This window comes from Myxococcus qinghaiensis (assembly GCF_024198215.1).
In the GTDB taxonomy this organism is placed as follows: domain Bacteria; phylum Myxococcota; class Myxococcia; order Myxococcales; family Myxococcaceae; genus Myxococcus; species Myxococcus qinghaiensis.
The window spans coordinates 26,090-50,482 of record NZ_JAKCFA010000032.1; the positions used below are offsets into that span (position 1 = coordinate 26,090).

Consider the following 24,393-nt stretch of genomic DNA (forward strand, 5'->3'; position numbering starts at 1 on the left):
AGAGTCCGCCGGGTGATGGACACCCCTGAGTCCCAAGCGCCGCTCGCCGCCCTGCTTCCCAAGAAAGGGGAGCCCCCGCTCGACGCTGACAGCATCCTGGACCGCTTCGTCGGCTACGTCTCCACGAACGGTCTCAGCCTCTACCCGGCCCAGGAGGAAGCCATCCTGGAACTGCTGGCGGGCAAGCACCTGTTCCTCAAGACACCCACCGGCTCGGGCAAGTCCCTGGTGGCCACCGCCCTCCACTTCAAGGCCATGGCCGAGGGCAAGGTCTCCTTCTACACCTGCCCCATCAAGGCGCTGGTGAACGAGAAGTTCTTCGCGCTCTGTGATGCCTTCGGCGCGGAGAACGTGGGCATGCTCACCGGCGACGCGAGCATCAACCGCGACGCGCCCATCATCTGCTGCACCGCCGAAATCCTCGCCAACCTGGCGCTGCGCGACGCGGGCGCCCGGGTCGACTACGTGGTGATGGACGAGTTCCATTACTACTCGGACAAGGAGCGTGGCGTGGCGTGGCAGATTCCGCTCATCGCCCTGCCCAAGGCGACGTTCCTCCTGATGTCGGCCACGCTGGGGCCCACTCACATCATTGAAGAGAGCCTCCAGAAGCTCACCGGCCGCGAAGTGGCGACGGTGCGCAGCACCCAGCGCCCGGTGCCGCTGGACTTCGACTACCGCGAGTCCGCGCTGCACGAGACGATTGAGGACCTCATCGCGCGCAAGAAGTACCCCATCTACCTGGTGAACTTCACCCAGCGCGCCGCCGCCGAGCAGGCGCAGAACCTCATGAGCGTGGACTTCTCCACCAAGGAGGAGAAGGAGGCCATCCGCCTGGCGCTGATGGACGCGCCCTTCGACACGCCCTACGGCAAGGACTTCCAGCGCTACCTGCGCCACGGCATCGGCATGCACCACGCGGGCTTGTTGCCCAAGTACCGCCTGCTGGTGGAGAAGCTGGCCCAGGGCGGCCACCTCAAGGTCATCAGCGGCACGGACACCCTGGGCGTGGGCGTCAACATCCCCATCCGCACGGTGCTCTTCACGCAGCTCTTCAAGTTCAACGGCGAGAAGCTCACCACGCTGAGCGTGCGCGACTTCCTGCAGATTTCAGGTCGCGCGGGCCGCAAGGGGTTCGACAACGAGGGCAGCGTCGTCGCCCAGGCGCCCGAGTACGTCGTCGAGAACGTCAAGCAGGCCGCCAAGGAAGCCGCGGGCAAGAAGAAGACGCCCAAGGCGAAGCCGCCGCAGAAGAACTTCGTCCAGTACGACAAGAGCACCTTCGAGCGGCTGCAGACGGGCATGCCCGAGCCGCTGGAGTCACGCTTCGCCGTGTCCCACGGCATGATTCTCAACCTGCTCCAGAGCGACCACGTCCGGGGCACCGGGGGCTACCACCGGCTGGTGGAGCTCATCCAGCGCTGCCATGACTCGGACTTCCTGAAGCGGAGGCACTTGAGGGAGGCGGCGCGGGACTTCCGCACGCTGCGCGGCGCGGGAATCGTGGAGGTGACGCGCGGCGAGGGTGGCTCGGGGGCCGCGGTGAAGGTGGCGCAGGAGCTCCAGTACGACTTCAGCCTCAACCACACGCTGTCGCTGTACCTGCTGGAGACGCTGGAGCTGTTGGACCCCACCACGGAGACGTACGCGCTGGACGTGGTGACGCTGGTGGAGTCCATCCTGGAGAACCCGGAGGTGGTGCTCTACGCGCAGTTGCACCAGCTCAAGGGCGAGAAGATCCAAGAGATGAAGGCGCGCGGCGTCGAATACGACGACCGGATGGAGGAGCTGGAGAAGCTGGAGTGGCCGAAGCCGAACCGCGAGTTCATCTACGGCACCTTCAACGCCTTCGCGCGCAAGCACCCGTGGGTGGGCGAGGAGAACATCCGTCCCAAGGCCGTGGTGCGCGACATGTTCGAGCGCTTCATGTCCTTCCACGACTACGTGCGCGAGTACGGGCTGCAGCGCAGCGAGGGCGTGCTGCTGCGCTACGTCAGCGACGTGTACAAGACGCTGTCGCAGACGGTGCCGGAGCGCTTCCGCACGGAGGAGGTGGAGGACATCATCGACCACCTGCGGGCCACGATTCGTCAGGTGGACTCCAGCCTGGTGGACGAGTGGGAGCGGATGAAGAACCCGGGCGCCGTCGTCGAGGCGAAGCCGGCCGTGGAGCTCAAGCCGAAGGAGCTCACCGAGGACCCTCGCGCCTTCGCGGCCCGCGTGCGCGAGGAGCTGCACCGGCTGCTGCGCGCGCTGGGGCAGAAGCGCTACGCGGATGCGCTGTCGCTCCTGGACAACGCGCTGGGAGAGTGGACCGCGCCGAAGCTGGAGCAGGCCATGGTGCCGTACCACGAGGAGCACAAAATCGTGGTGCTCACGCCCCAGGCTCGCAAGCCGGCCAACACGTTCCTCAAGGAGTCGGGGAAGCGGCTCTGGGAGGTCCAACAGCGCATCATGGACCCCGAGGGCCATGGCGACTGGATGATCGACTGCGAGATTGATTTGAGGGACAGGCGGCTGGACGAGGGCCCCATCCTCATCCTGCGCCGCATCGGCCCGTGAGGTTCAGCTCTCGGAGGCGGGCTTGGACAGCTCGCCTCCGGCCAGGGGGGCTTCTTCTTCGCCCAGGGTGGACTCCTCGACGTCGAAGTCGCCCTTGCCGTCGGGGATGAGGACCATCCTCCAGTCGTGGGTGGAGAGGATGACGTGCTCGGCGTCGCACTGGACGTTGACCTCCACGTCCTCGACGGTCCACGAGCCGACAAAGACGGTCATCTTGTCGATGCACTCGTTGTCGCCGCACTCCTCGGTGGAGGCGACCCACAGGCGGCCCTCCGGCGCGGCGATGCAGGACACGGGCTCGGCGTGGCGGAGGCGGGGCGGGGCCATCTCGTCGGGTGCGCCGGCGAAGTGGTCATCGAGTTCCGGCGTCCCCGCGTCGAAGAGGGACGGAGTCGTGTCTGCCTGCTCGGAGGGCTGAGCGAGCGTCGTCGGCTTCGCCAGGGCCCCGGGCGCGGCCAGAAAACCGCACATCGCCGCCACCTTCCAACACCGTGTCATCCACATGACCTTGTGCTCCTGAGCGGCACTGTCGGCCGCGTCTCGTGCACAGGGGTTTTGCAAGGCGCGGACCGAGGCTGGGTGCGGGCGCGGAGACACACCGTGGGCCTGTGTCTGGGGGGCGTTCAAGCCGCCAATCCGCTCCCGTGGTTCCGCTCGAGGCGACTGTCGCAGGCGAGGACTTCTCTCCGCCGACCGTGCTCCGTGGTTCCTCACGCGGCGGCCTTCGGGCCCTTCGCTCCGATTCAGGGGCTCGTTGAGGAGCGGGACTGCGGCGGGGCGGGTGGGGGCGGAATGGGGACTCCGGCGGGGCGCGCCTCGGCCAGCTCCTTGGCGAGCCTCGCGAGGGCCTCGTCATTCGGGGCGAGGGTGCTCGCGCGCGTCGCCAGCTCGCGTGCGAGTTCCAGGCGCCCCGCGCGGAGGTGATGCTCGGTGGCCACATTCAGCATGGCTTGAGCGTTGGGAGTCGCCGCGAGTCCCGCCGCCACCGCTTTCTCCAGGGGTGCGGTCTCGAAGTTGAATCCCGGAAGGGTCTGAAGCGCCCGTGCGTAGGCTCGAAGCGCATCGGGATATCGGCCAATGCCCGCGAGTGCGACGGCTCGCAGATGGTGGGTGACGGCGAGGTCGGGAACGGCGGCGAGCACCGCGTCCGCATCCTCCAGCGCGCCCGCGTACAGGCCCCAGCGCACGCGCGCCAGTCCTCGCGCATGTCGTGCGCTCAACAGGTCGTGCATCGCGAAGAGCTTCGACTCCCAGCGCACGCGTTGCTCGCCCGCTGCCTCGGGCAGCACCTCGGCTCCGACTACCGCGAAGGCCAGCGCATCCAGCGTTCCGCCTCGTTGCTCCAGGGACTCCTTCGCTGCCCTGAGTGCCCCCGCGCCGTCGCCCCGTGCGAGCAGGCAGTCCGCTATCACCAGGGCCGGGTCCAGGGAGGTGTCATAGAGCGCGCCCCGGTAGCCTGCGGCCTGGGCCGCCCTCGCCGCTTCTAGCGCCTGCTCACAGTGGCCCGCGCGCCGCGCCAGCTCCGAGGCGAAGTAGAGGTCCATGGGGGTGTCTACTCCGAGCTTCTCCACGGACAGCGCCCCGGAATGTTCGGCGACGGCAGGTGACTCGAAGGGGACGCCGCGCAAGGGACGGCCGAGCGCGGTGAATGGATGCGCCGCCTGGAGCTGCTCGAAGGCTCGGGTTGCCTCGTCATAGTGGCCCGCGCGCAGGGCCTCGCTCATCGCGGCGCCCGGGCTGCCGACGGCCTCAGTGCGCTCCAGCATCCGGTCCACGTCACGGACGAAGGGGAAGAACGACGGAAGCGCGAGGCACAGCACCACGGCCATCGCGATGGCGCCCAGCACTCGAGGCTGGCGCCGCGACTCGAACATCGTGACGGCGAGCGCGCTCGCGAGCAGGGCCCACGCGGGCAGGGCGGCCAGCCGGTAACGACTCACCACGTAGAAGCCCACGGCCAGCGCGGTGCTCGCCGCGAGGTACAGCACGATGAGCCCGATGGGACGTCGCCGCGCGAACAACACACCGAGCCCCGCCAGTCCCAGCAGCCCGAGGGCCTGGGCATTCAGGAGCGGCAGGCCCGCGAGTCCCGCCTCGGCCCGGCGCACTTCGACCAGGTCATGTCCCTCTGGGCCAAAGAGGAAGAACGCCAGCTTGCGGCCGACGAGACCCAGGAAGGTTCCCGGCTCCTCCAACGCGAAGTTCAGCGTCTTGCGCATCCAGTACAGCTCGGTGCGCGTGGGGGAGAGCTCCTCACCGGCCTCCGCGCGCGCGAACTGGCGGTAGAGGCTGTGGGCATGGTCGGGTCGCTCCGGAGAGCGGAGCTGGGCCTCGTATTGCTTGATGAGCGTGGGGGGCTGGGCGCCCAGGCCGGTGCCCTCGGGGCGGTTGCCCATGTGCAGCACCGCCCCCGCGCTCATGGTCGCGCCGAGATGCGAGCCGACTGTCGCGCGGATGACCTGCGCGGGCAGCCAGGAGGAGAAGAGCCCCGTGAGGAGCAACACCCCGGCCACCTTGAGGCCCGTGCGCCGCGCCGTGTGCCGGGTCTCCCAGAGCACCCAGCCCGAGGCGAGGACGAGGATGGCGAGCCCCGTGGGGCGTGTGGCCGCGGAGAGGCCGAGCAGCGCGCCCGCGCCCACCAGCCAGCGCGTCCGGAAACCGGGCCTCGCATGGGCGAGCAGCGCGAGAGCGCCCAGGTTGAGCACCATCACCAGGAGGTCCGGCTCCAGGGTGGCCTCATAGAGCAGCACCGGCGTCGTCACCGCGACGAGCGCGGCGGCGAGCAAGCCCACCGCTCGCGACAGCAGTCGGGCGCCGAGTACGTAGACAGCGAGGAGCCCGAAGGCGCCCGCGAGGCTCTGGACCCACCGCAGCGCAGTGGGGGACAGCGCGACGTTGAGGAGCAGGTACAGCGGACTGAAGTCCGCGCCCTGTTCGGGGAGCATCCGGTCCGTCATCAGCAGGCGGGCGCTGTCGGGATACTTGGCGAACATGCTCCCGGGGAGCAGCACCAGCCCCAGTGCGACGTGCGCGACGCACAGCACCAGCAGGACGAGGGGGACGAGCCCACGGGGGAGGGGGCGGCTCATTCTCACGAGGGGAACCATAGCGGATGTTTCCGCCCGAATCGTCGGTGCTCGCCTGGCCGGGTGGAGGGTAATAGGTGGTGTGAAGGCGCGCCGCTCCTGCTTATGGCCGGACCGCATCAGAGCCCCCCCCTTTGGCACGGAGCCTGGTCAGCTCGTTGCTGGCCGAGCCGTCGGCGCGGTGGCTCGCTGGCCGCCCCCCCACCAAGTCGGTTCATGTTGCCTTCAGCGCGGCCATCCCAATACGACGAATCGAACGAGGAGCTGGACCATGGGCTATCGCATCGAGCGACCTGCAGAGCTGTTCGAGTCCGTTCGCTACAACACCAAGACGACCCCGGACCTTCGCGGGGCAATGGGGAAGAAGGTCGAGGAACTTGAGAAGCGCATCGCAGAGCGCGAAGGCCGGCTGCAGCGAATTCGCGACGAGTACCAAATCGACCCCGAGCGTCTGGCCACCCTGGTCATCCAGTACCAGAACAAAGAGTCTGATTTCGTCTCCTACCAGGCGCAAGGCGGCTCTCCCCGTGACACCGTCGTGCCCGCTGGGGTCATCGCCAACATCATCCGTGAGCGGGAGATGATCGACTCGGAGCGAAGTCAAATCCGCAAGCTGGAGTTGGTCCTGCGCAACCTCCCCGAGTCGGAGCTGTACAACGACCCCAGGACGGGAGAGGTCAAGAGCCGGCAGCCGTTGCATCAGCTGACGGATGACGAGCTCGAGTACCTTGGGTTCTGAGCTGGACGAGAAGTTGCGAGCCCGGAGGTGCGCCGGCTGGCCATCCCGCGACGTTGAGGATCAGGTAGAGCGGGCTGAAGTCCGCGCCCTGCTCGGGGAGCATCGGCGTGGGGCAGGGCGCGCGGCACCCAGGCCTCCCTGACAAGAATCAGGGCCGCATGGCCTCCGGGGGCCGAGCACGCAGGAAGTCGACCAGCGCGCGCAGCTTGGGTGGCAGTTGGGTCCGGCTCGGGTAGTAGAGGAACAGTCCGGGGAAGGGAGCGCAGAAGCGGGAGAGGACTCGGATGAGGCGACCGTCGGCCAGCTCCTGCGCCACCGTGTGCTCCATGACGTTGGCGAGGCCGACCCCATCGAGCGCCGCGCGAACCTGCAGCGCGTTGTCGTTGGTGACCAGCCGCCCCTCCACGGCGACGGTGATGTCGCGGCCCTTGTCGGTGAACTCCCAGCGGTACACCGTGCCGCTCCGGAGATAGCGGAAGTTGATGCAGTCGTGCGCGTGCAGGTCTCTCGGGTGCTTCGGCCGCCCGCGCGCCGCGAGATACGCGGGCGAGCCGACCACCGCCATCCGCAGGTCACTCGTGAGTCGCAACGCCACGACGTCCTTGTCGAGCGTCTCGCCCAGGCGGATGCCCGCATCGAAATCCTGCTCGACGATGTTGGTGAGGCCGTCATCCACGACGATGTCGAGCCGGAGCTCCGGGTAGGTGGCGAGGAACGCCGCCAGGAGGGGTTCGAGCACGGGGGTGATGGCCAGGCGTGGCACGTTGATTCGCAACGTCCCCGACGGACGACCCCGGACCGCGTCGAGCGACTCGAACGCGGCATGGATGCTGGCCATCGCGGGCCTGAGCTGCGCGAGGAACCGCGCGCCCGCCTCTGTCAGTCCCACGCTCCGTGTCGTGCGCTGGAGCAGCCGCACGCCGACCCGCTCCTCAAGCGCGCGGATGCTCTGGCTGAGTGCCGACGGCGTCACGCGCAACATCGTCGCGGCGGCCGTGAAGCTGCGCTTGTCCGCCACCGCCGCCAGCGCGGTCAGCCCCGAGTAGTCGTCCCTCATGTCTCCATCTTTTAGTAAAACTTAAAAACCCATCGCGATTTCAACGATAACCGGACAGGTACGAGGCCCCTACCTTGTGTCGCGAACTCGAAGTCGAGGGAGTCCGCCCATGAGCAGCCAAGCTTCATCCCAGTTGTCCAAGGTCTGGTTCGTCACGGGAGCGTCGTCGGGGTTGGGGCGCGCGCTCGTAGAGGAGGTGCTGCGTCGCGGAGACCGTGTGGTCGCCACCGCGCGACGGCCCCAGGTCCTCGCGGAGCTCGCGGAGCGTGCCGATGGGCGTCTACGACTCATCGAACTGGACGTGACGCGTCCCGAGCAGGTGCGTGAGGCTGTCGCGGCGGCCCTCTCGCACTTCGGGCAGCTCGACGTCCTGGTCAACAACGCCGGCTTCAGCATCCTGGGCGCGGTCGAGGAGACGGACGAGGAGGCCCTGCGCGCGACGATGGAGTTGATGTTCTTCGCCACCATCACGACCACGCGCGAGGTCCTGCCCCACATGCGGGCGCGCGGGAGCGGCACCATCGTCCAGATCTCCAGCGTCGCGGGGCTCTCCACCGCGCCGGGCTTCGGTGCCTACTGCGCGGCGAAGCATGCGCTGGAGGGCGTGTCCGAGAGCCTCGCGCAGGAGGTGAAGCCGCTGGGCATCCGCGTGCTGGTGGTGGAGCCGGGGAGCTTCCGGACCTCGCTGTTCGGCTCGGCGTTCCGACACGTGCCCGCCATGGAGGCGTATGGCGCGACGGTGGGGCAGATGCGCGACTGGGTGAAGCAGATGGACGGCAAGCAGGCCGGGGACCCCGCGAAGGCCGCTCGCGCCATCGCCGACGTCGTCGCGCGGCCGAGCGAAGCGCTGCCGTTCCGGCTGCCTCTGGGGGGCGACGCGGTCGAACAGCTTCGCGCCAAGCTCGCGTTCATCGCGGCCGACGTCGACCGGATGGAGGCCATCGCCCGAGCGACAGCGTTCGACGCGAAGCCCTGACTGTCAGGTCCTCTGCGGAGAAGTGGAGGGTGCCCGGACATTGCCCGCGCGAACCTTGGCGGAAGCGGTTACGGTCCACGTCATATGGCTCGTATGCGCGCCGTGGATCAGCCGCTTCGTCGTGATGTCCGCCTGCTGGGGCGGCTGTTGGGAGAAGTGCTCGTCGAGCAGGAAGGGCAGGAGCTGTTCGACCTGGAGGAAGAGGTGCGCCGGCTGGCCATTCAGCGGCGACGGGGCCCGGTGCCGGGGCGACGTGCCTCCGCGGCCGAGCTGGCGGACATCCTGAAACGCCTGCCCCTGGAGCAGGCCGAGCCCGTGCTTCGCGCCTTCTCTGTCTACTTCCAGCTGGTCAACCTGGCCGAGCAGCACCATCGCATCCGCCGCGCCCGAGCCCACGCCGGCGCCGAGTCCCCCAGCCCTCAGCGAGGCTCGCTGGAGGCGACGCTGCTGTCACTCAAGGACGCGGGCATCCCCGCGTCACGCGTGCGCGAGGCGCTCCAAAAGATGCAGGTGACGCTGACGCTCACCGCGCATCCCACGCAGGCCGTGCGCCGCACGCTGCTGGAGAAGCTCTACCGGATGGCGGGGCTGCTCGAGGAGCGAGACCGCTGTGAGCTCACCCCTCGGGAGAGCGCCGACAACGTCGAGTCCCTCCGCGAGGAGATCACCACGCTGTGGCAGACGGATGAGCTGCGCCGCGAGCGGCCCACCGTGGGCGACGAGGTGAAGAACATCCTCTGGTACGTGGAGGAGGTGCTCGCTGAGCAGCTCTCGGAGCTGCCCGAGGTGCTGGAGTGGGCCTTCGAGCGCGCCTATGGCGAGCCGCTGGGGCAGGTGGACACGCCGGTGCGCGTCCACTCGTGGGTGGGCGGGGACATGGATGGCAACCCGCTGGTGACGCCCGAAGTCTTTGGCGACACGCTGCGCGCGCACCGTGCTCGCGGGCTGCGGCTCTTGATTCAGGGCCTGGAGCGCCTGGGCGGAATGCTCTCGCAGTCGGACCGGCACGCGAAGCCGTCGCAGGAGCTGCTCGCCTCGCTGGCGCGCGATGCGGCGCAGCTTCCCGAGGCCGAGCAACGCCTGGGGCCGCGCACCGTGGGCGAGCCCTGGCGCCGCAAGCTGCGCTTCATGGAGGAGCGGCTGAACCAGGCCCTGCGCCACGTGCTGGCCCAGCGCACCGGAGAATCGGGGGCCATGCCCGAGAGCGCGTACCGGACGCCGGAGGCCCTGCTGGCCGACCTGGATTTGCTGGCGCGCTCGCTCACGGAGGCGAAGGCCGGCAACGCGGGACTCCGTCAGGTGCGACGCATGCGCGAGCGGGTGTGCGCGCTGGGCCTGGCCCTGGCCGAGCTGGAGGCGCGTGTGCCGGCCGAGGACGCGGTGAGCGCGGCGGCCTCGCTGGAGGAGGGTGGTCCCCCACCGTCGGAAGGTGGAAAGCGCCTGCTCGCGGTGCTGGAGAAGCTGCGCGAGGCCCAGTCCGAGGCGGGTGAGCCCGCCTGCCGCACCCTCATCCTCAGCATGGCGAGCACCGCCGAGGACGTGCTCGCGGCCTTCCGCTGCATCAAGCACGCGGGCCTGTGGGACGCCGCGCGCGGCTGCGCCACCGTGGACGTGGTGCCCCTGTTCGAGCAGTTGGGCGCGCTGGACTCCGGGCCGGACGTGCTGCGAACGCTCTTCGCGCATCCCGAGTACCGGAAGCACGTCGATGCCCGCGGCGCGCAGGAGGTCATGGTCGGCTACAGCGACTCCGGCAAGGAGGTGGGCCTGCTGGCCGCCAGCGCCGCGCTCTATCGCGCGCAGGTGGCGCTCACCGAGGCAGCGCGCGAGGCGGGAGTCCCGCTGCGGCTGTTCCATGGACGAGGTGAGTCGGTGGCGCGCGGTGGAGGCCCGGCGCAGGAGGCCATCCTCGCGCTGCCCCCGGGCGCGGTGGCCGGTGGCTACAAGGCCACGGAGCAGGGCGAGGCGCTGGACCACAAGTACGCGCGCCCGGAGCTGGCCCGCCGCACGCTGGAGCTCATCGTCGGTGGAGTGCTGCCGCACCTGCTGGATGCGCAGCCGCGCCCGACGCCCGAGGACGAGAAGGAGTTCCGCACCGCGTTCGACACGCTGGCGGAGACGGGCCGCAAGGCATACCGCGCCCTGGTGTGGGAAGACCCCCGGTTCCTGGAGCTCTTCACCGCCGCGACGCCGGTGGAGGAGATCTCCGCGCTGCCCATCGGCTCGCGCCCCAGCAAGCGCAAGGCGGGAGGCCTGGAGTCGCTGCGCGCGATTCCATGGGTGTTCGCCTGGACGCAGAACCGGGCCATCATCCCCGGCTGGTATGGCGTGGGCTCCGCGCTGGAGGCTTTCGCGAAGGAGCCCGGAGGGCCCGCGCTGCTCAAGCGCATGTACCGCCAGTGGCCCTTCTTCAAGGCCGTCATCGACAACGTCACCATGGTGCTGGCCAAGTCGGACATGGCCATCGCGGGGCGCTACGCGGCGCTCGCTCCTACTTCCACGCGTCCGCTGTGGCGCATGATTCAACAGGAGCATCGGCGCACGCGTCGGCAGGTGAAGCGCCTGACGGGAGAGGCCCGGCTGCTGGACCACAACCCCCAGCTCCAGCGCGCCATCTCCCTGCGCAACCCCTACGTGGACCCGATGTCCTTCCTCCAGGTGGAGCTGATGCGCCGCAAGCGCGAGAACGCCAGTGACTGCGACAGGCCCTTGTTGCTGTCGCTCAACGGTATCGCGGCCGGCATGCGCAACACGGGGTAGGGCGTCTTTCATCGAGGAGGCGACGGATGGCCAGGGACACATTCACGGTGGAGGACGTCAACCCGAAGCACGGCTTCGCACGGCTGCGTCCGGACTCGGGCGAGGGGCTCTTCAACGCACCCCTCTATCCAGAGCCGGAGTCCGGCGCGCCGCCGTTCCAGCTCCGCGCGGGAGACCGGGTGACGGGCCAGCGGCGGGGGCAGTCCGTGGCGGACGTGGCCTGGGTGTCACGCGTGGAGCCTCCGTACGAGCTGGTGGAGCGCATGGGCGAGCTGCTCGCGAAGCTGGAGCCCTGGGAGCTGAAGGTCCCCGCCACGGCCATGGAGCTGGCGGAGCACCACTGGCGCGACAGCCGCGAGGACCCGCTGCGCCAGGAGCTGTTGTCCCAGCTCCCGACGTTTTTTGACTGGGAGCTGTCCCACCCCTTCAAGGACGCCGCGCTGCTGGAGCGACTGGAGGCGGCGATGCAGCCCTACCTCCCGGGCTTCGCCGTGAAGCCGCTGCAGGGGCGCAACGCCTTCGTCCTGGACCCGGGAAGCGTGGAGGTCGAGGTCGGCGAGGGGGACTGGGACGCGCCCGCGACGACGTTCGCGCCGTTGCTCCTGCGCGTGAATGCGCTGCTGGAGTCCGCGGGCGCGCCGGTGCGCTGGGTGCCCGCGGAGAACGACTGGCTGCTGACTCCGCCGGGGCTGGCGGAGCTGCTCGTGCTGCACGGCGTGCTCGGTCCTCGCTGAGCGGGCCGCCGCACTGACTCAAACGGGGGCGCGGCTACAGCTGGCCGCGCTCGCGCAGGGTGCGCACCACCTCGGCCGCCATCACCTTGTGGCCCTCGGTGCTCGGGTGGATGCCGTCCACGCCCAGCCCTTCCAGGTAGAGGTGCACGTTGCCCGTGCGTCGCATCACCGACTCCAGGTCGATGACCTCCGCGCCCGTGCCTCCGGCGCGCAGCCACGCGTTGAAGCTGAGCCGCTGCGACTTCACGTACTCATAGGCGCCGTAGTTCGTCTTCTCCTTCGGCAAGAGCGTGCTCACCCAGACGTGGCAGAAGGGCTCCAGCCGCTGCACCAGCAGCAGCATCCGCGTCTCCATCTGCTCCTCCGCGCCCGCGTCGCCCAAGTCGTTGGTGCCCAGGAGGACCAGGCAGTCGGTGATGCCCTTCACCGCGAGCACCTCGTCGTCGAGCAGCATCAGCGCGTCGTAGAAGCCCTGGCCGCTGACGCCCGCGTTGACCACGGGCACGCCGAGCTGCGACTCCACCAGCGCGGGCCACGCATTGCGCGTGTCGTTGCGCAGGTCGACGTAGCCCTCGGTGATGCTGTCGCCCATGGCCAGGAAGGCCCGGCCCGTGGGGCCTTCCACGTCCACCGTCGCCACGCCCACGGAGCGCTCGAAGGTGTCGCCGCCGAGCGCCGTCATCGCCTGGGAGTGGGTGCCGACCCGAGCGAAGCTGCCAGGGAACGCGTTGATGGCGCTGGCCGCCAGTGCACCTCGCACCTCGAAGGTGATGGCCAGGTCATCCCGGAACTTCATCGGAAAGGCCACCGGGTCCGAAGTCACGAGGGCGCGCGCCCCCGCGGAGAAGCCCGGCTTGCCCTCGAAGCTCAAGGGCACGGGCGTGGACAGGAGCGAGCCGTCCGCGCCCGCGCGAGCCACGGTGGCGCGCTGGAGCGTGAGCGCTCCATCTCCGGAGCGGAACGTCACCTGTATCCGGTCGCCAGTGCGCGCCACCGGCACTCGCATCCGGAACGTCGTGACGCTGCTCACGCTGTAGGACCAGCGCAGCGCCTGGTGGAAGCCGGGCTGGAAGCCGATGGCCGGCAGCGGCGGTGGCGAGGGTGGGGGCAGTGTCCGCACCTGGCCTTCGTCGTTCAGCACGAGCGCTGGCGCCACGTCGACGGAAGCGTCCGGCGCGCTCGAGGTCTCACTCTGCTCTTCTTGAGAGGGCTCTTCCCATACGGGGTCATCAGCGCTGCTGGGAGCGCACGCCCATTGCGCACTCCCCACACACGCCAGGACTCCGAGCCACGTCCGCCACATTCGCATCGTCGCTCCCTCCCGAGGACGCACGATGCTCACCGCGCATTCCCGCGACGACCACCCAACACACACGCAAGTCCCGAGTCGCGCGGCGCACGCCCCCCTGGTCTCCGGGCGAGACGGAGCCAGGATTTCCTTCGCGTGCGCACTTACGGCCCTTGCGAGGCCCCCGGCGCGCCCGCTGGGTCGACGGAGTTACCCAGCGTGGGCACCGCGCTTCAGGGGATGCAGGCCCCCACCCCTGGATTGTCATTCAGTGGACGACACGTCCCGGCGGTGCATGCGGGCGAGCCCGAGGGCCGGCACAGGGGCCGGCAGTTGAGCCCTCGCCCCGTATTCACGCACGCGCTGCCCGGCGCGCACTGGTTGCTGAAGTCGCACGCCTCGCCCGTGCCGTGCGTGCCGCTGCCCGCGCACACGGGGCCGGACGAGGACGGATAGCAGCTCAGCGGCGCGGTGCAGCCCTGCGCGAAGGGGTCACACCCCTGCGAGCGCGGCCCGCATAGCAGCGGCAGCTCCGACGTGCCCGCCAGCCGCAGCACCGTGTTGCACTCGCCCGCGTCTCCACACTGCGTCGTCGCGTGGCACAGCCGGCGACAGAAGAAGCCCGTGCCGCCGTCCTCCTGCCGCTCGTCCTTGCAGAACAGGCCCGCCGCGCACGTGTCGTATTCGACGCCGCCGTCCGCCGCCGCCAGCGTGCACCGCGCGCCCTCCGCGCCCGTGCCCGCCTCCACGCACCGCCGCTCCGTCGTCGCGCCCACGCCCACGTAGGTGCAGCGCTGTCCCTGCGCGCAGTTCTGCTGCACGACATCGCACGCCGCAGCGAAGCACCGGCTGCCCGTCTTGCCGCCGCCCAGGTCCGCGAAGTGGCAGCTCTGGCCCGTTCCACAGCCTTCCTGCCTTGCGACGTTGCATGCGAAGTCTGGATTCGTCCCGCCATCTCCCGTCGGCCCGCCGCCGCCGTCCGGGTCTCCAGGCACCCCCGAGTCGCCATTGTTCGGACCGGGCTTGTTGTCGTCACTACACCCGGGCGCCCAGAGCGCCAGGAAGAGGGTCCCCGTCAACATCGCGAGCCACGCGCGCATCCATGCTCCCCAATCGAAGTCAGCGGGGACTTAGCTGATGGACTTCATTCTGGGGGACCCTCTTGAATCGTGCCTGGAAAGCAGCGGACACTTGCCGGATGACCGATGCCCAAGGGGTGGCTCGGCGCGTCAGAATCCCTGAGGTTGGGATGGCAGCGGGTCGCCAGCAGTGGCCAGGGGGTAGCGGGTGCACATGACTAGCAAGGTGGCGGAAGCAGAGATGGCACCAGGGGATCCTTCCGCGTACGCGAACCGGCGTGCCGACGAGCGCGTGGCGGCGAAGTTCGCGGTTCGCTTCGAGCACACGGCGGATGCCGCGCGAGCGCTGCGCGTGTTCTCCATCAACGTGTCCGCGGGTGGCCTGTGCCTGCGCACGCGCAAGGCCTACGACGTGGGCTCGCAGGTGCGGCTGTCCATGGACATCGCGGGCGAGGAGTTCCATCTCAATGGCGTCATCGCGTGGGTGCGCGATGAGGAGGAGGCCATTGGCGTGCGCTTCACGGACGTGAATGACGAGGACCGCGCGCGGCTCCACCGGGTGGTGGAGAGCTTCAAGCGCTGACACCCGGCGGGAGTCGAGACGGGGCAGGCCCTAGCGGCCGCCCTCCGTCTCCGCATGGCGGAAGACGCCCGCGTCGATTTCGGAGAAGCCGCACGCCGTATAGAAATTGCGCGCCTCCGGAGTGATGGTCATCGGCGAGACGAGCTGGAGCTGACGGGCGCTGAGCACCTTGCAGCGCTCCAGGATCTGCTTGATGAGCGCGCGCCCCACGCCTCGGCGGCGCCAGGTCTCCGTCACCACCAGCTCGTCGATGGTGGCCACGCGCCCGCGCAGCCGCAGCTGCGGCCGGTGGGAGAACGACAGCATGCCCACGGGTTTGTCCTGCGGGTCTCCCGCGACGAAGATTTCAATCTCCGGATGGCTGACCACCCAGTGCACGGTCTGCTGGTCCGTGCCCTGTGGATAACCCAGCTCGCGAAGCAGCAAGGCCATGGCCTCGGCGTCGCCCCGACGGGCGCGGCGAATGCGGAAGGCGGGAGCATCTGCACCCGCGGGGGTGACGGTCCGGACGATTGGCTGTGACAAGGCAGTTGGGAGTCTAACGAAAGGGCCGCCGCTCCTCCAAAGAGGAACGGCGGCCCGGAACTTTCCGTGGTGCGGGAACCACGGCGTACTTGTGGGTGCGACGCTTACGGCTGCTCGCCAGCGAGTGAGCGCAGGGCGTCGGTGATGTCGTTCTGCTGGGGCACGGAGGCCATCTCCAGCGTGTCGGCCAGGCCGATGCCGGGGACGAACTTGCCGGCCACGAGGCGGGGCGGCGCGAGCAGCGAGTAGAAGAGCTCCTCCACCGTGCGGCGCAGCAGGTGCTCACCGAAGTTGGTGACTTCGGTGTCCTCGTTGACGAACAGGACGCGGCCCGTCTTCTGGACGGAGGTCTTGATCATCTCCCAGTCGTAGGGCCACAGCGAGCGCAGGTCGATGACCTCCACGCTGATGCCCTCGTCGGCGAGCGTCTGCGCGGCGCGCGCGCACAGGGGCAGGGTGCGGCCGTAGCTGACGACGGTGAGCTGCGTGCCCTCGCGCAGGAGCTTGCCCTTGCCGATGGGGATGGCGAAGGCCTCCAGCTCCGCGGGCCACTGCGGCTTCCACTGCGAGCGGTCACCCAGGGGCGCGTCGATCATCTTCGACAGCGCGCGGTCATCGTCCGGCTCGCCGGGGATGCGCTCGTCGCCCTTCACGCGCAGCAGCGCCTTGGGCTCCAGGAACATGACGGGGTTCTGTTCCTTGCACGCGGAGATGAGCAGCCCGTACGCGTCCAGCGGCGTGGAGGGCATGACCACCTTCCAGCCGGGGATGTGCGTCATCGTCGCGTCGAACGAGTGCGAGTGGTAGATGGACCCGCGGATGCCGCTGCCCACCGGCGTGCGCACCACCATGGGCAGGTTCCAGTCGCCGTTGCTCGCCCAGCAGGTGTTGCCCGCCAGCTTGAGCAGGTCGATGGTGTTGTAGACGTAGTCGCAGAACTGAATCTCCGCGACGGGCCGGCCCCCGCCCAGGGCGATTCCCATGGCCGCGCCGATGATGCCGCGCTCATCCAGGGGCGAGTTCCACGCCGTCTTCAAGCCCTGCGTGCAGGTGAAGACGCCGCCCAGCGGAGCGCCGACGTCCTCTCCGAAGATGTCCGTCACACCGAGGTTCTCCTCGGCGTAGTGGAGGGCCATGCGAATGGCCTGTGCCATGTTGGCCATGGGTTACTTGTCCTCCGCGAAGATGTGCTTCCAGATGGTCTCGGGGGCGGGCAGCGGCTCGTCCCGGGCGATGCGGGCGGCGGCGGCCATGTCCTCGGTGTAGCGGTTGCGCAGCTCGTCCATCTGCTGGCGCGTCAGGACGCCGTCCGCCTCCAGCCGGGTCTCGAACTGCTTGAGGCAGTCGAGCTCCTCGGACACGTAGTTGGCGCCGGACGCGGACGAGTGCCCGTACAGGCGCGACACGTTGGCCTCCAGGAGGAACGGCTTGCGCTCGGTGCGCACGTACTCCATCGCCTCCTTCAGCTCGTTGTACGCCTCCACCGGGTCATTGCCGTTGATGGTCTTCGAGCGGATGTTGAACGCCTTGCCGCGCTCACTCACGCGCGGCTCACCGTGCTGGCCCTCCGCCGACGTGGAGATGCCCCACTTGTTGTTGGTGACGATGATGAGCACCGGCAGCGGGTTGGCGGGGCGGCTGCTCCAGATGAGGCAGGTGGCGAAATCGCCCTCGGCCGTGCCGGCGTCGCCGCCGGTGACGATGGTGATGGCGTCACCGCCCACGCGCTTCTGCATCATGGCCGTCCCCGGTGCGATGGAGTACTGGACCTCGATGGGGGAGCTGACGGGGGCGACGTTGTACTTTCGCAGCGAGAAGTGGCCCGCGAAGTTGCGGCCACCGGAGTACGGGTCCGACGCGGTGTTCTTCATCTGCCGCAGCGCGCCGATGGGCTCCTCGCCCAGGGCGAGCAGCGTGCCGGACTGGCGGTAGTGGGCGTGGAGGTAGTCGTACTCGGGGCCCTGGCCCTTCTTCATCAGCAGGCCGAGCGGGACGTTGAACGCCTCCTCGCCCGGGCCGCCAATCCAGAAGTAGCCGTGGCCCTGCTTGTACATCTGGATGAGGCGCTCCTCGAGGACGCGCGTTTTGACCATGAGGTCGTGGATACGGACCAGCAGCTCCCTGTCGAGCGGGAGCGGCGCGGACGATTCTTTGATGAGTCGGGGTCTGGACACGCGCTGGCTTCCTCTGGCTGGAGGGGACGCCCCTATAACCCGGATGCGCCCCCTTTTCTCAAGCCTGCAGATGGCCTCCTGCCGGCCCCCCCACTCAAACAGGGCCCGGTGGCGCGGCGCGGCAATCAGCCTTGCTCATCCAACTTAGGAGCGGCGGCGCGTCGCAGCACCGTGACGCGGCCCGTTAACGCCTCGTCTCCGCCAGCGCGCGCTTCGATGGCACCCAGCGTCTCCAAGGAGAGGTGCGCGGACCGGGGACTGGTGAGCAGCGCGCCCAGCTCCGCCGTGCGGCCCGTCTCCAGGAGCGCCAGGACGAGCGTGTGTCCGGCGCGAGGGGAGGGCGCCCGGGCGAAGGCCTCCTGGAGGGGCTTCACCGCCATCCCCGCGAGGCCGCTGTCCAGCAGGAGCTGGCCCACCGCGGCCGGGTCGTGAGGGGCCTCGGGCTCCTCTTGGTGTCGAGTGTCCTCGGGCGCGCGTCGGGCGAGGACCGGGGCCATCGCCTCGGAGGCCCCAATCTCGGTGAGGGTGGCGGCGGGCGGAGGGGGGCCCCGGCCCAGCAGTTCGTCGAGTGTGACGGCGCCCGCCACGGAGGCGCGTCGCGTGGCCGTCTTTCGAGGGGGCGAGGCGGGCTGGAAGGGGACTTCTCGAGGGAGCTGTCGCAGCTGCTCCAGATTCATCACCCCGAACATCAGGGCCATCACTCCGACCCAGACGGTGCGCTGCCAGATGGCGAGTCCCACCATCCCCATCGCCGTGATGATGCCGATGACGCGCAGGGCGCGCTCATATCGGTAGCCCTTTCGCGCTCGCACGAGCGACGCGAGCAGGTTGCCTCCATCCAGGGGCTGCACGGGCAGCAGGTTGAAGAGCCCCCAGCCGATGTTCACCCAGAGCAGCTGTCTCACCGCCAGACCCACCAGACCGCCCTGCTCGCCCAGCGGCGTGAGGACCGAGGTGCCCCACACCAGCCCGCCCAGCAGGAAGCCGACCCCGGGGCCCGCGAAGCTCACCCACGCGGACTGACGGTGCGTGAGCCGGTCCGTGCCTTGCGCGGTTCCGCCCATCCCGTGCAGGGAGATGCTCGCGGTAGAGCCGAACCGTCGGTACGCCCACGCGTGGCCCAGCTCGTGGAGGAGCACCGAGGCGAACACCACCACGACCCACAGCGCCAGGCTCCCCAGCTCGGAGGCGAAGTCCCAACCCGTCGCCAGGGTCGTGAGGAAGAAGAGCGGATGGACGCGGACGGGAAACCCATCCACGTGGAAGTGGGGCCTCATGGGACGGGGATGCTAACGGACGCCCCGCGTGGACGCGCGGTGAAGGGCCGGGGCCGCATCGCACCGGATGTGAAGTGTCCAGCGGGCCAACACGCGCACCCGACCTCAAGGGACGTCCCCAGGCCGGGACGCGTCGTGACGTGGTGTGGGGGCAAGGTCTCGCGAAGTAGGAGAAGTGCGCTAGAGTCGGCACTCTTTCCCGCTCCCCGCCGCGCGTTGGCGTGGCCTTCCGGGTGTGTCCTTGTCCAGCACGAACACGCGTCTGAACCCCACACCCGAGCCCGGTACCTCTCCGGGCACGTCCCCCGGTGGCACGTCGCCGCAGGCCGAGCGGACGGGCTCCCGGGAAATCACCGGCACCCGCGAGTCCACCGCCACGCGGCTGACCGCCAACGTCGGGCTGCCCCATGTCGAGGCGACGGGCACGCTCATCGCTCCGCTGGAGGCGGGCGAGCTGCCCAACGTGGCCGCCATCCGCGGCCTCCGGTTGGACCAGATTCTCCTGCTCACGACGACCGCGCTGGTGGTGGTCATCGTGGGCCTGCTCGCGGCGCTGTCCGTCGCGTCGACGCAGTCCCAGTTCGAGGAGACCGCCCGCCGCTCCACCGAGCGCATCCAGGAGCAGGCCCGCGAGCTGGGGCGGACGGTGGGCCAGACGCTGGCGCTCACCTCCGTCACCAACCTGCGCGACAACAACTACGCCTTCCTGGAGGGCGTGGCCGGCTCCATCGTCTCCACCAACCCCAACATCCTCCGCGTCCAGATTCTCGACCCGGAGGGCCTGGTGATGGCGGACAGCGAGCCGAAGGCCGCGGACGCCCCCGCCGAGGCCGAGGCGCCCGAGAACGCCCCCAGCGGACGCGCCGCCGAGCAGCGGCTGGTGCAGGCGTTCTACCGGAACCAGGCCGTGTACGAGATTCAGGAGCCCATCGACTACGGCTCCACCAGTGGCAAGGGGCTGGTGGTCATCAGCTACTCGCTGCGCGCCCTCCAGGAGCAGCTGGAGGTCCTGGAGCGCGACAAGCGCGCCACCGTGAGGGCCAACACCGTGCGCATGCTCGGCCTGGGGCTGGGCTTCGTGGTGCTGGCGGGCGTGGTCGCCGCGTTCCAGAGTCGAAGAATCACCCGGCCGTTGGGCGTGCTCACCCACAAGGTGATGCAGCTGGCCGCCGGAGACCTGGGCGCGCGCACCCAGTCCGCCAGCGGCGCCGGCCGCGAGGTGAAGACGCTGGGCGTGGTGTTCAACCACATGGCCGAGCGCATCAAGGTGCTGCTCGACGACGTGCGCGCCAAGGCCCAGCTGGAGCGCGAGGTGTCGCTGGCGCGCACGGTTCAGGAGACGCTGCTGCCCGGCCGTGACGCCGTGCAGGTGGGGCCGCTGCGCATCGCCGGCCTCGTCGTCACCGCCGACGCGTGTGGTGGCGACTGGTGGTTTCGCGCGGTGCTGGACGAGCAGCGGGTGGTCATCGGCATTGGCGACGTGACGGGCCATGGCCTGTCCACCTCGCTGGTGGCCACGAGCGCCACCAGCGGCTTCGCGTCCGCGATGACGCTGCGCGAGCCCACCGAGGTCAACGCGCAGATGCTCATCACCGCGCTGAACGTGACGCTGGCCAACGTGGGCCGCGGCGAGCACCAGATGTCCAGCTCCCTGGCCGTCATCGACGTGTCCAACGGCCTGGTGGACTACGCGGCGGGCGCGCACCCCAGCCCGCTCGTCTTCAACAAGCACAGCGGGCAGGTGGCCTCGCTGCCCGCGCGTGGGCCGCTGCTCGGCGCGTCCGTGACGTCGCAGTTCACCTCCCGCCAGGCGCAGCTCCGGCCGGGCGACATCATCGTCTGGTACACCGACGGCATCACCGAGGCGCGGGATGGGACGGGGCGCATGTACGGCACCCAGCGTCTGGCCGCGGCGGTGCAAACCCATGCCCACCTGTCCGCGGAGGCGCTGCGCGACGCGCTGCTCGCGGACGCCCGCGCGTACAGCGCGGGCCAGCCCCAGCGCGATGACATCACCGTCGTCGTGGCCGAGTACAGCCCCGCCTGACCCTGGACGACCCCCGCATGCGCCGCACACCCCACACCCCCATGCGACGCCTCGTCCCGGCGCTCGCCCTGCTGGCCTCGCTGGCCGGCCCTCCCGCCCTGGCGCAGTACCGCCCTCCCCCCATGTCCGAGTCGCAGCGGCTGGTGAAGGAGGGCGAGACGGCCCAGGTGTCCGCCAGCGCCGCCAGCGCGTCCGGCAACAAGAAGGAAGCGGAGGAGAAGTACCGCAAGGCGCTGGGCCTCTTCGAACAGGCCCTGGCCGCCGAGCCGGGCTCCGTCGCCGCCGCCGCGGGCGTGGGCTCCTCCGCCAACGCGCTCCAGGACTGGGCGCGCACCGTGGACAAGCTGAAGCCCGTCCAGGCCGCCAACCCGTCCGAGCTGTCGCTTTCGTACCCGCTGGGCGTGGCCCTCTTCAAGCTGCGCCGCTTCCCGGAGGGCGTACCGCTGCTGGAGCAGGTGGCCGGCGCGGACCAGGCCGAGCACCTCATCGTCCACTACTACCTGGCCAGCTACTACCTCTTCGCCCAGCAGGGCGACGCGGCGGTGACGCGGTTGCAGAAGTATCTGGCCATGCGTCCCGCGAAGCTCTCCACCAACGACTTCCAGGTGCACGAGCTGCTGGGCCGCGCCCACGTGCTGCGCCGCGACGCGGTGGCCGCGCGCGCGTCCTTCACCCAGGCGCAGGCGGGCCGGCCGGAGTCGCCCACCGTGCAGCTGGGGCTCGCCAGCGTGCTGGAGCTGGAGGGCAAGCCGGGCGAGGCGCGGACGCTGCTCGAGGGCGTCACCACGCGCTTCCCGCAGGCGGCCGAGCCGAAGGAGAAGCTGGCCCGGCTGTACCTCGCCTCGGGCGACGTGCCCCGCGCGGAGGCGCAGGCGGTGGCCCTGGTGAAGGTGGGCGCGACGCCCGCCGCTTACCTGCTCTTGGGTGACGTGCGGCTGGCGCAGAAGCAGGCCCCCGCCGCCGAGGAGGCCTACCGCAAGGTGCTGGAGCTCCAGCCCGGCCTGGTGCTGGGGCAGATGGCGGTGGGCAAGGCGCTCCAGGCGCAGGGACGTCACGAGGAGGCCATCCAGTTCCTGGAGGCCGCGGTGCGCTCGGGCGCCAGCAGCGTGGAGCTGTGGGCGTCGCTCGGCTCCGTCAACCGCCGCGCCGGCCGCTACCAGCGCGCGGTGGAGGTGCACCGGCGCGTCGTGGAGATGGTGCCCCGTCAGGCCCTGGGCTGGATGCTGCTGGGCGCGGACCACTTCGCCACCGGCCAGTGGGACCAGGCCATCGAGGACTACGGCAACGCGCTCCAGGTGGACCCCGCGCACGCCGGTGCCAAGCAGTGGCTGGCCCGCGCGCTCGCGCACCGTGCCCGCGACAGGGGCGGGGCGGGGCGGGCGGATGACGCCGTTCGCGACTTGCGCCGGGCCTACGATCTGGACCGCAGTGCGCTCATGGCCCGCCGGCTGACGGCGGCGCTGATGGAGACGCGTGCCTACGCGGACGCGCGCAAGGTGATGGAGCAGGGCGCCACGCTCCCCGGCGCGACGTGGCGGGAGCAACTGCTCCTGGGCTACGCGCGGCTGGGCGCGGGGGATGCGCAGGCGGCGCTGGAGGCCTTCGGCCTCGCGGGCAAGCAGACGGAGGAGCCGGACCAGCAGGCCGAGGCCTCCGTGGGCGCCGCGCTCGCCGAGGTGGAGCTGGGCCAGGTGGACGCCGCCGTGCAGCGGCTCACGGAAGTCGGCCCGTCGCGCACGGCCGCGAGCGTGGCGCAGGCCAACCTGCCACGCGTGCTGGTGCGCCGCGCGCTGGCCCGCCTGGAGGCGGGGGATGTCGAGGGCGCCGACCGCGACCTGGACGCCGTGGACAAGCTGGGCACCGGCAAGCGCGCGGACCTGACGAAGCTGGCCCTCTTCGCTCGCGGACTGTCTCGCGCGGAGGCTGGCCGTCACGCGGAGGCGAGCGCCGCGCTGAAGAAGGCGCTCACCCCGGCGCAGCCCTGGGCGTGGCCCAACACCCGCGCCCTGGCGGACGCCTTCGTCCTCTACAAGAAGGGGCAGGTGGCCGCCTCGCGCAAGCAGCTGACGGCCGCGGCCAAGAAGCCCATGCCCGGCCAGCCCAAGTGGCTCGCGTCCCTGACGGGCGCGCTTCATCGGCGCGAGGCCTCGCTGGCCTACGCCTCCGGCAACATGAAGGGCGCGGAGAAGGCCCTCAAGGCCGCGCTCGCCGCCGAGCCCGAGGACGCGCTGCTCCAGCACAACCAGGCCTGCGTCGACTGGCGCAAGGGCAAGGCGTCCGAGGCCCTGGCCACGTGGCGCCGCCTGGAGTCCACCGTGTCCGTCGCCGCGCTCAACCTGGGCATCGACGCCCAGGAGCGCCGCCACGAGCCCGCCGAGGCCGTGGACGCCTGGCGCCGCTACCTCGCCTCCGGCCCCGGCCCCCGCCAGGCCCAGGTGCGTGAGTGGAAGGAACGCCTGCAGAGCCTCCATGGCCTCGCCGAGCCCTCGGGCGCGTCGCCGGCCGGAGCCACCGTGGAGGAGACCACCCCATGAAGACGCTCCGCTTGCTGCTGGCCGGCCTCGCGCTGGCCCTCTGTGTCATCACCCCCGCCGCCGCGGCCCCGAAGAAGGCCACGCTGGGCGTCTTCCTGGCCACGACGCTGAGCGACGGCCAGGAGCGCTTCCAGTACGCGGAGGCCCTGGCCGCGAAGCTGTCACAGGCGATGGACCGCCCCATCGCCGCCAAGAGCTTCGGCCGCTACGAGGACTTCGCGCGCGCCATCTCCGACGGAGGGGTGGACTTCGCCGTGGTGGAGGGGTGGGCCGCCGTGCAGCTCGGCGCCAAGGCCACCCCGCTGGCCTGGGCGTCCCGTCCCGGCGAGTCCCAGCAGCGCTGGGCCATCGTCTCCACTCACAAAGGCGTGGTGAAGGACCTCTCCGGCAAGCGCCTGGCCCTGGTGAAGGGCGCGGGCCCCGCCGACCCCAAGTTCGTCACCCACGCGGTGCTCGGAGGAGACCTGGACGCGCAGCGCCACTTCAAGCTCACCCCCGTCCCCAACGTGGAGTCCGCCCTGAAGATGCTGGAGGCCAAGGGCGCCGAGGCGGCCCTGGTGCCCATGTCCCATGTCCCCAAGGACAAGGACCTGCGCGTCCTCTTCCGCAGCTCCCGGCTGCCGGGCGCCGTCCTGGTGGACCTGCGCAACCACAAGGAGTCACTGGACTCCGCGCTGTCCTCCGTGGGTGCGGTCGCCCCGTTCGAGTCCTTCGTTCGCATCCAGGGCAAGGACTTCGAGGATTTCCGGCGACTCGTCACCCAAGGCCCCCCGCGCCGCCAGCCCGTCTTCGCCGACGCGCCGGAGCTGCGCGTGGACGCCGAAGTCCTGGTCCGAGCCGAGGAGCTGGGCCCCTCCCTGCCTTCATTCGGCGGGGACCTCGCCGTGGCCGCCGAACAGCCCGACGACTGATTTGACGCAACCTTCGGCGCGCTGGCCCGAAACACTCTTGAGTTTCCAGGGAATGAGAATCATC

At 70.1% G+C, this 24,393-nt stretch carries 18 protein-coding genes; 9 read left to right on the plus strand and 9 right to left on the minus strand.

What is annotated here, in order from left to right; all coding sequences use genetic code 11:
* Positions 1–15 precede the first annotated feature (15 nt).
* On the plus strand, positions 16–2,562 hold the full coding sequence (locus LZ199_RS40510; RefSeq protein ID WP_253999216.1) for a DEAD/DEAH box helicase: 2,547 nt from the start codon (positions 16–18) through the stop codon (positions 2,560–2,562).
* Between the two features lie 3 nt (positions 2,563–2,565).
* Here LZ199_RS40510 and LZ199_RS40515 read toward each other — a convergent pair whose 3' ends face one another.
* The gene (locus LZ199_RS40515) at positions 2,566–3,060 is read right to left on the minus strand and encodes a hypothetical protein (RefSeq protein ID WP_253999160.1); all 495 of its coding nucleotides are present in this window, start codon (positions 3,058–3,060) and stop codon (positions 2,566–2,568) included.
* A gap of 245 nt (positions 3,061–3,305) precedes the next feature.
* On the minus strand, positions 3,306–5,651 hold the full coding sequence (locus LZ199_RS40520; RefSeq protein WP_253999161.1) for a glycosyltransferase family 39 protein: 2,346 nt from the start codon (positions 5,649–5,651) through the stop codon (positions 3,306–3,308).
* 268 nt (positions 5,652–5,919) lie between these two features.
* Between LZ199_RS40520 and LZ199_RS40525 the strand changes: the two genes are divergently transcribed.
* Complete coding sequence (locus tag LZ199_RS40525; RefSeq protein WP_253999162.1) at positions 5,920–6,387, plus strand: hypothetical protein; 468 nt, start codon at positions 5,920–5,922, stop codon at positions 6,385–6,387.
* A 148-nt stretch (positions 6,388–6,535) separates the two neighbouring features.
* On the opposite strand, the gene LZ199_RS40530 is transcribed toward LZ199_RS40525, so the two are convergent.
* Entirely contained in the window at positions 6,536–7,444 is a 909-nt protein-coding gene (locus LZ199_RS40530; protein ID WP_253999163.1) for a LysR family transcriptional regulator, read from the minus strand.
* A gap of 109 nt (positions 7,445–7,553) precedes the next feature.
* Here LZ199_RS40530 and LZ199_RS40535 point away from each other — a divergent pair, with 109 nt between their 5' ends.
* The 3 genes from LZ199_RS40535 to LZ199_RS40545 all read left to right on the plus strand — a co-directional run bounded on the left by LZ199_RS40535 (position 7,554) and on the right by LZ199_RS40545 (position 11,911).
* Positions 7,554–8,420, plus strand: coding sequence for an SDR family NAD(P)-dependent oxidoreductase (locus LZ199_RS40535; RefSeq protein WP_253999164.1), 867 nt, complete (start codon positions 7,554–7,556; stop codon positions 8,418–8,420).
* 84 nt (positions 8,421–8,504) lie between these two features.
* Complete coding sequence (locus LZ199_RS40540) at positions 8,505–11,177, plus strand: phosphoenolpyruvate carboxylase (protein ID WP_253999165.1); 2,673 nt, start codon at positions 8,505–8,507, stop codon at positions 11,175–11,177.
* A gap of 26 nt (positions 11,178–11,203) precedes the next feature.
* Positions 11,204–11,911 carry a hypothetical protein gene (locus LZ199_RS40545; protein WP_253999166.1) on the plus strand — a complete coding sequence of 236 codons (708 nt, stop codon included), beginning with the start codon at positions 11,204–11,206 and terminating at the stop codon, positions 11,909–11,911.
* Positions 11,912–11,945: 34 nt separating this feature from the next.
* On the opposite strand, the gene LZ199_RS40550 is transcribed toward LZ199_RS40545, so the two are convergent.
* A complete protein-coding gene (locus LZ199_RS40550) occupies positions 11,946–13,067 on the minus strand; it encodes an SGNH/GDSL hydrolase family protein (RefSeq protein ID WP_323390257.1) in 1,122 nt (373 codons plus the stop codon).
* A gap of 365 nt (positions 13,068–13,432) precedes the next feature.
* A complete protein-coding gene (locus tag LZ199_RS40555; protein WP_253999168.1) occupies positions 13,433–14,299 on the minus strand; it encodes a hypothetical protein in 867 nt (288 codons plus the stop codon).
* A 193-nt stretch (positions 14,300–14,492) separates the two neighbouring features.
* Here LZ199_RS40555 and LZ199_RS40560 point away from each other — a divergent pair, with 193 nt between their 5' ends.
* Positions 14,493–14,861 carry a TIGR02266 family protein gene (locus tag LZ199_RS40560; RefSeq protein ID WP_253999169.1) on the plus strand — a complete coding sequence of 123 codons (369 nt, stop codon included), beginning with the start codon at positions 14,493–14,495 and terminating at the stop codon, positions 14,859–14,861.
* Between the two features lie 30 nt (positions 14,862–14,891).
* Here the strand turns inward: LZ199_RS40560 and LZ199_RS40565 are convergent, their stop codons facing one another.
* The 4 genes from LZ199_RS40565 to LZ199_RS40580 form a co-directional block, all read right to left on the minus strand.
* Positions 14,892–15,293 carry a GNAT family N-acetyltransferase gene (locus LZ199_RS40565; protein ID WP_240356299.1) on the minus strand — a complete coding sequence of 134 codons (402 nt, stop codon included), beginning with the start codon at positions 15,291–15,293 and terminating at the stop codon, positions 14,892–14,894.
* 197 nt (positions 15,294–15,490) lie between these two features.
* A complete protein-coding gene (locus tag LZ199_RS40570; protein WP_253999170.1) occupies positions 15,491–16,549 on the minus strand; it encodes an alpha-ketoacid dehydrogenase subunit beta in 1,059 nt (352 codons plus the stop codon).
* 3 nt (positions 16,550–16,552) lie between these two features.
* Positions 16,553–17,560, minus strand: a complete 1,008-nt coding sequence (locus LZ199_RS40575) for a thiamine pyrophosphate-dependent dehydrogenase E1 component subunit alpha (protein ID WP_253999171.1) — start codon at positions 17,558–17,560, stop codon at positions 16,553–16,555.
* Between the two features lie 125 nt (positions 17,561–17,685).
* The gene (locus LZ199_RS40580) at positions 17,686–18,837 is read right to left on the minus strand and encodes a M50 family metallopeptidase (RefSeq protein ID WP_253999172.1); all 1,152 of its coding nucleotides are present in this window, start codon (positions 18,835–18,837) and stop codon (positions 17,686–17,688) included.
* Between the two features lie 241 nt (positions 18,838–19,078).
* Here LZ199_RS40580 and LZ199_RS40585 point away from each other — a divergent pair, with 241 nt between their 5' ends.
* The 3 genes from LZ199_RS40585 to LZ199_RS40595 are packed head-to-tail and all read left to right on the plus strand — an operon-like array spanning position 19,079 to position 24,329.
* A complete protein-coding gene (locus LZ199_RS40585; protein WP_253999173.1) occupies positions 19,079–20,884 on the plus strand; it encodes a PP2C family protein-serine/threonine phosphatase in 1,806 nt (601 codons plus the stop codon).
* Positions 20,885–20,901: 17 nt separating this feature from the next.
* Positions 20,902–23,418 carry a tetratricopeptide repeat protein gene (locus tag LZ199_RS40590; RefSeq protein WP_253999174.1) on the plus strand — a complete coding sequence of 839 codons (2,517 nt, stop codon included), beginning with the start codon at positions 20,902–20,904 and terminating at the stop codon, positions 23,416–23,418.
* A complete protein-coding gene (locus LZ199_RS40595; RefSeq protein WP_253999175.1) occupies positions 23,415–24,329 on the plus strand; it encodes a PhnD/SsuA/transferrin family substrate-binding protein in 915 nt (304 codons plus the stop codon). Before LZ199_RS40590 ends, LZ199_RS40595 begins: the two co-directional genes overlap by 4 nt.
* Positions 24,330–24,393: the final 64 nt, after the last annotated feature.

Coding starts and splice junctions, on each gene's coding strand:
- LZ199_RS40535 (WP_253999164.1), top strand. CDS start 7,554: ATGAGCAGCCAAGCTTCATCCCAGTTGTCCAAGGTCTGGTTCGTCACG.
- LZ199_RS40520 (WP_253999161.1), bottom strand. CDS start 5,651: ATGAGCCGCCCCCTCCCCCGTGGGCTCGTCCCCCTCGTCCTGCTGGTG.
- LZ199_RS40515 (WP_253999160.1), bottom strand. CDS start 3,060: ATGACACGGTGTTGGAAGGTGGCGGCGATGTGCGGTTTTCTGGCCGCG.
- LZ199_RS40540 (WP_253999165.1), top strand. CDS start 8,505: ATGGCTCGTATGCGCGCCGTGGATCAGCCGCTTCGTCGTGATGTCCGC.
- LZ199_RS40580 (WP_253999172.1), bottom strand. CDS start 18,837: ATGAGGCCCCACTTCCACGTGGATGGGTTTCCCGTCCGCGTCCATCCG.
- LZ199_RS40530 (WP_253999163.1), bottom strand. CDS start 7,444: ATGAGGGACGACTACTCGGGGCTGACCGCGCTGGCGGCGGTGGCGGAC.
- LZ199_RS40510 (WP_253999216.1), top strand. CDS start 16: ATGGACACCCCTGAGTCCCAAGCGCCGCTCGCCGCCCTGCTTCCCAAG.
- LZ199_RS40595 (WP_253999175.1), top strand. CDS start 23,415: ATGAAGACGCTCCGCTTGCTGCTGGCCGGCCTCGCGCTGGCCCTCTGT.
- LZ199_RS40545 (WP_253999166.1), top strand. CDS start 11,204: ATGGCCAGGGACACATTCACGGTGGAGGACGTCAACCCGAAGCACGGC.
- LZ199_RS40570 (WP_253999170.1), bottom strand. CDS start 16,549: ATGGCCAACATGGCACAGGCCATTCGCATGGCCCTCCACTACGCCGAG.
- LZ199_RS40555 (WP_253999168.1), bottom strand. CDS start 14,299: ATGCGCGCGTGGCTCGCGATGTTGACGGGGACCCTCTTCCTGGCGCTC.
- LZ199_RS40560 (WP_253999169.1), top strand. CDS start 14,493: ATGACTAGCAAGGTGGCGGAAGCAGAGATGGCACCAGGGGATCCTTCC.
- LZ199_RS40590 (WP_253999174.1), top strand. CDS start 20,902: ATGCGCCGCACACCCCACACCCCCATGCGACGCCTCGTCCCGGCGCTC.
- LZ199_RS40565 (WP_240356299.1), bottom strand. CDS start 15,293: ATGGCCTTGCTGCTTCGCGAGCTGGGTTATCCACAGGGCACGGACCAG.
- LZ199_RS40525 (WP_253999162.1), top strand. CDS start 5,920: ATGGGCTATCGCATCGAGCGACCTGCAGAGCTGTTCGAGTCCGTTCGC.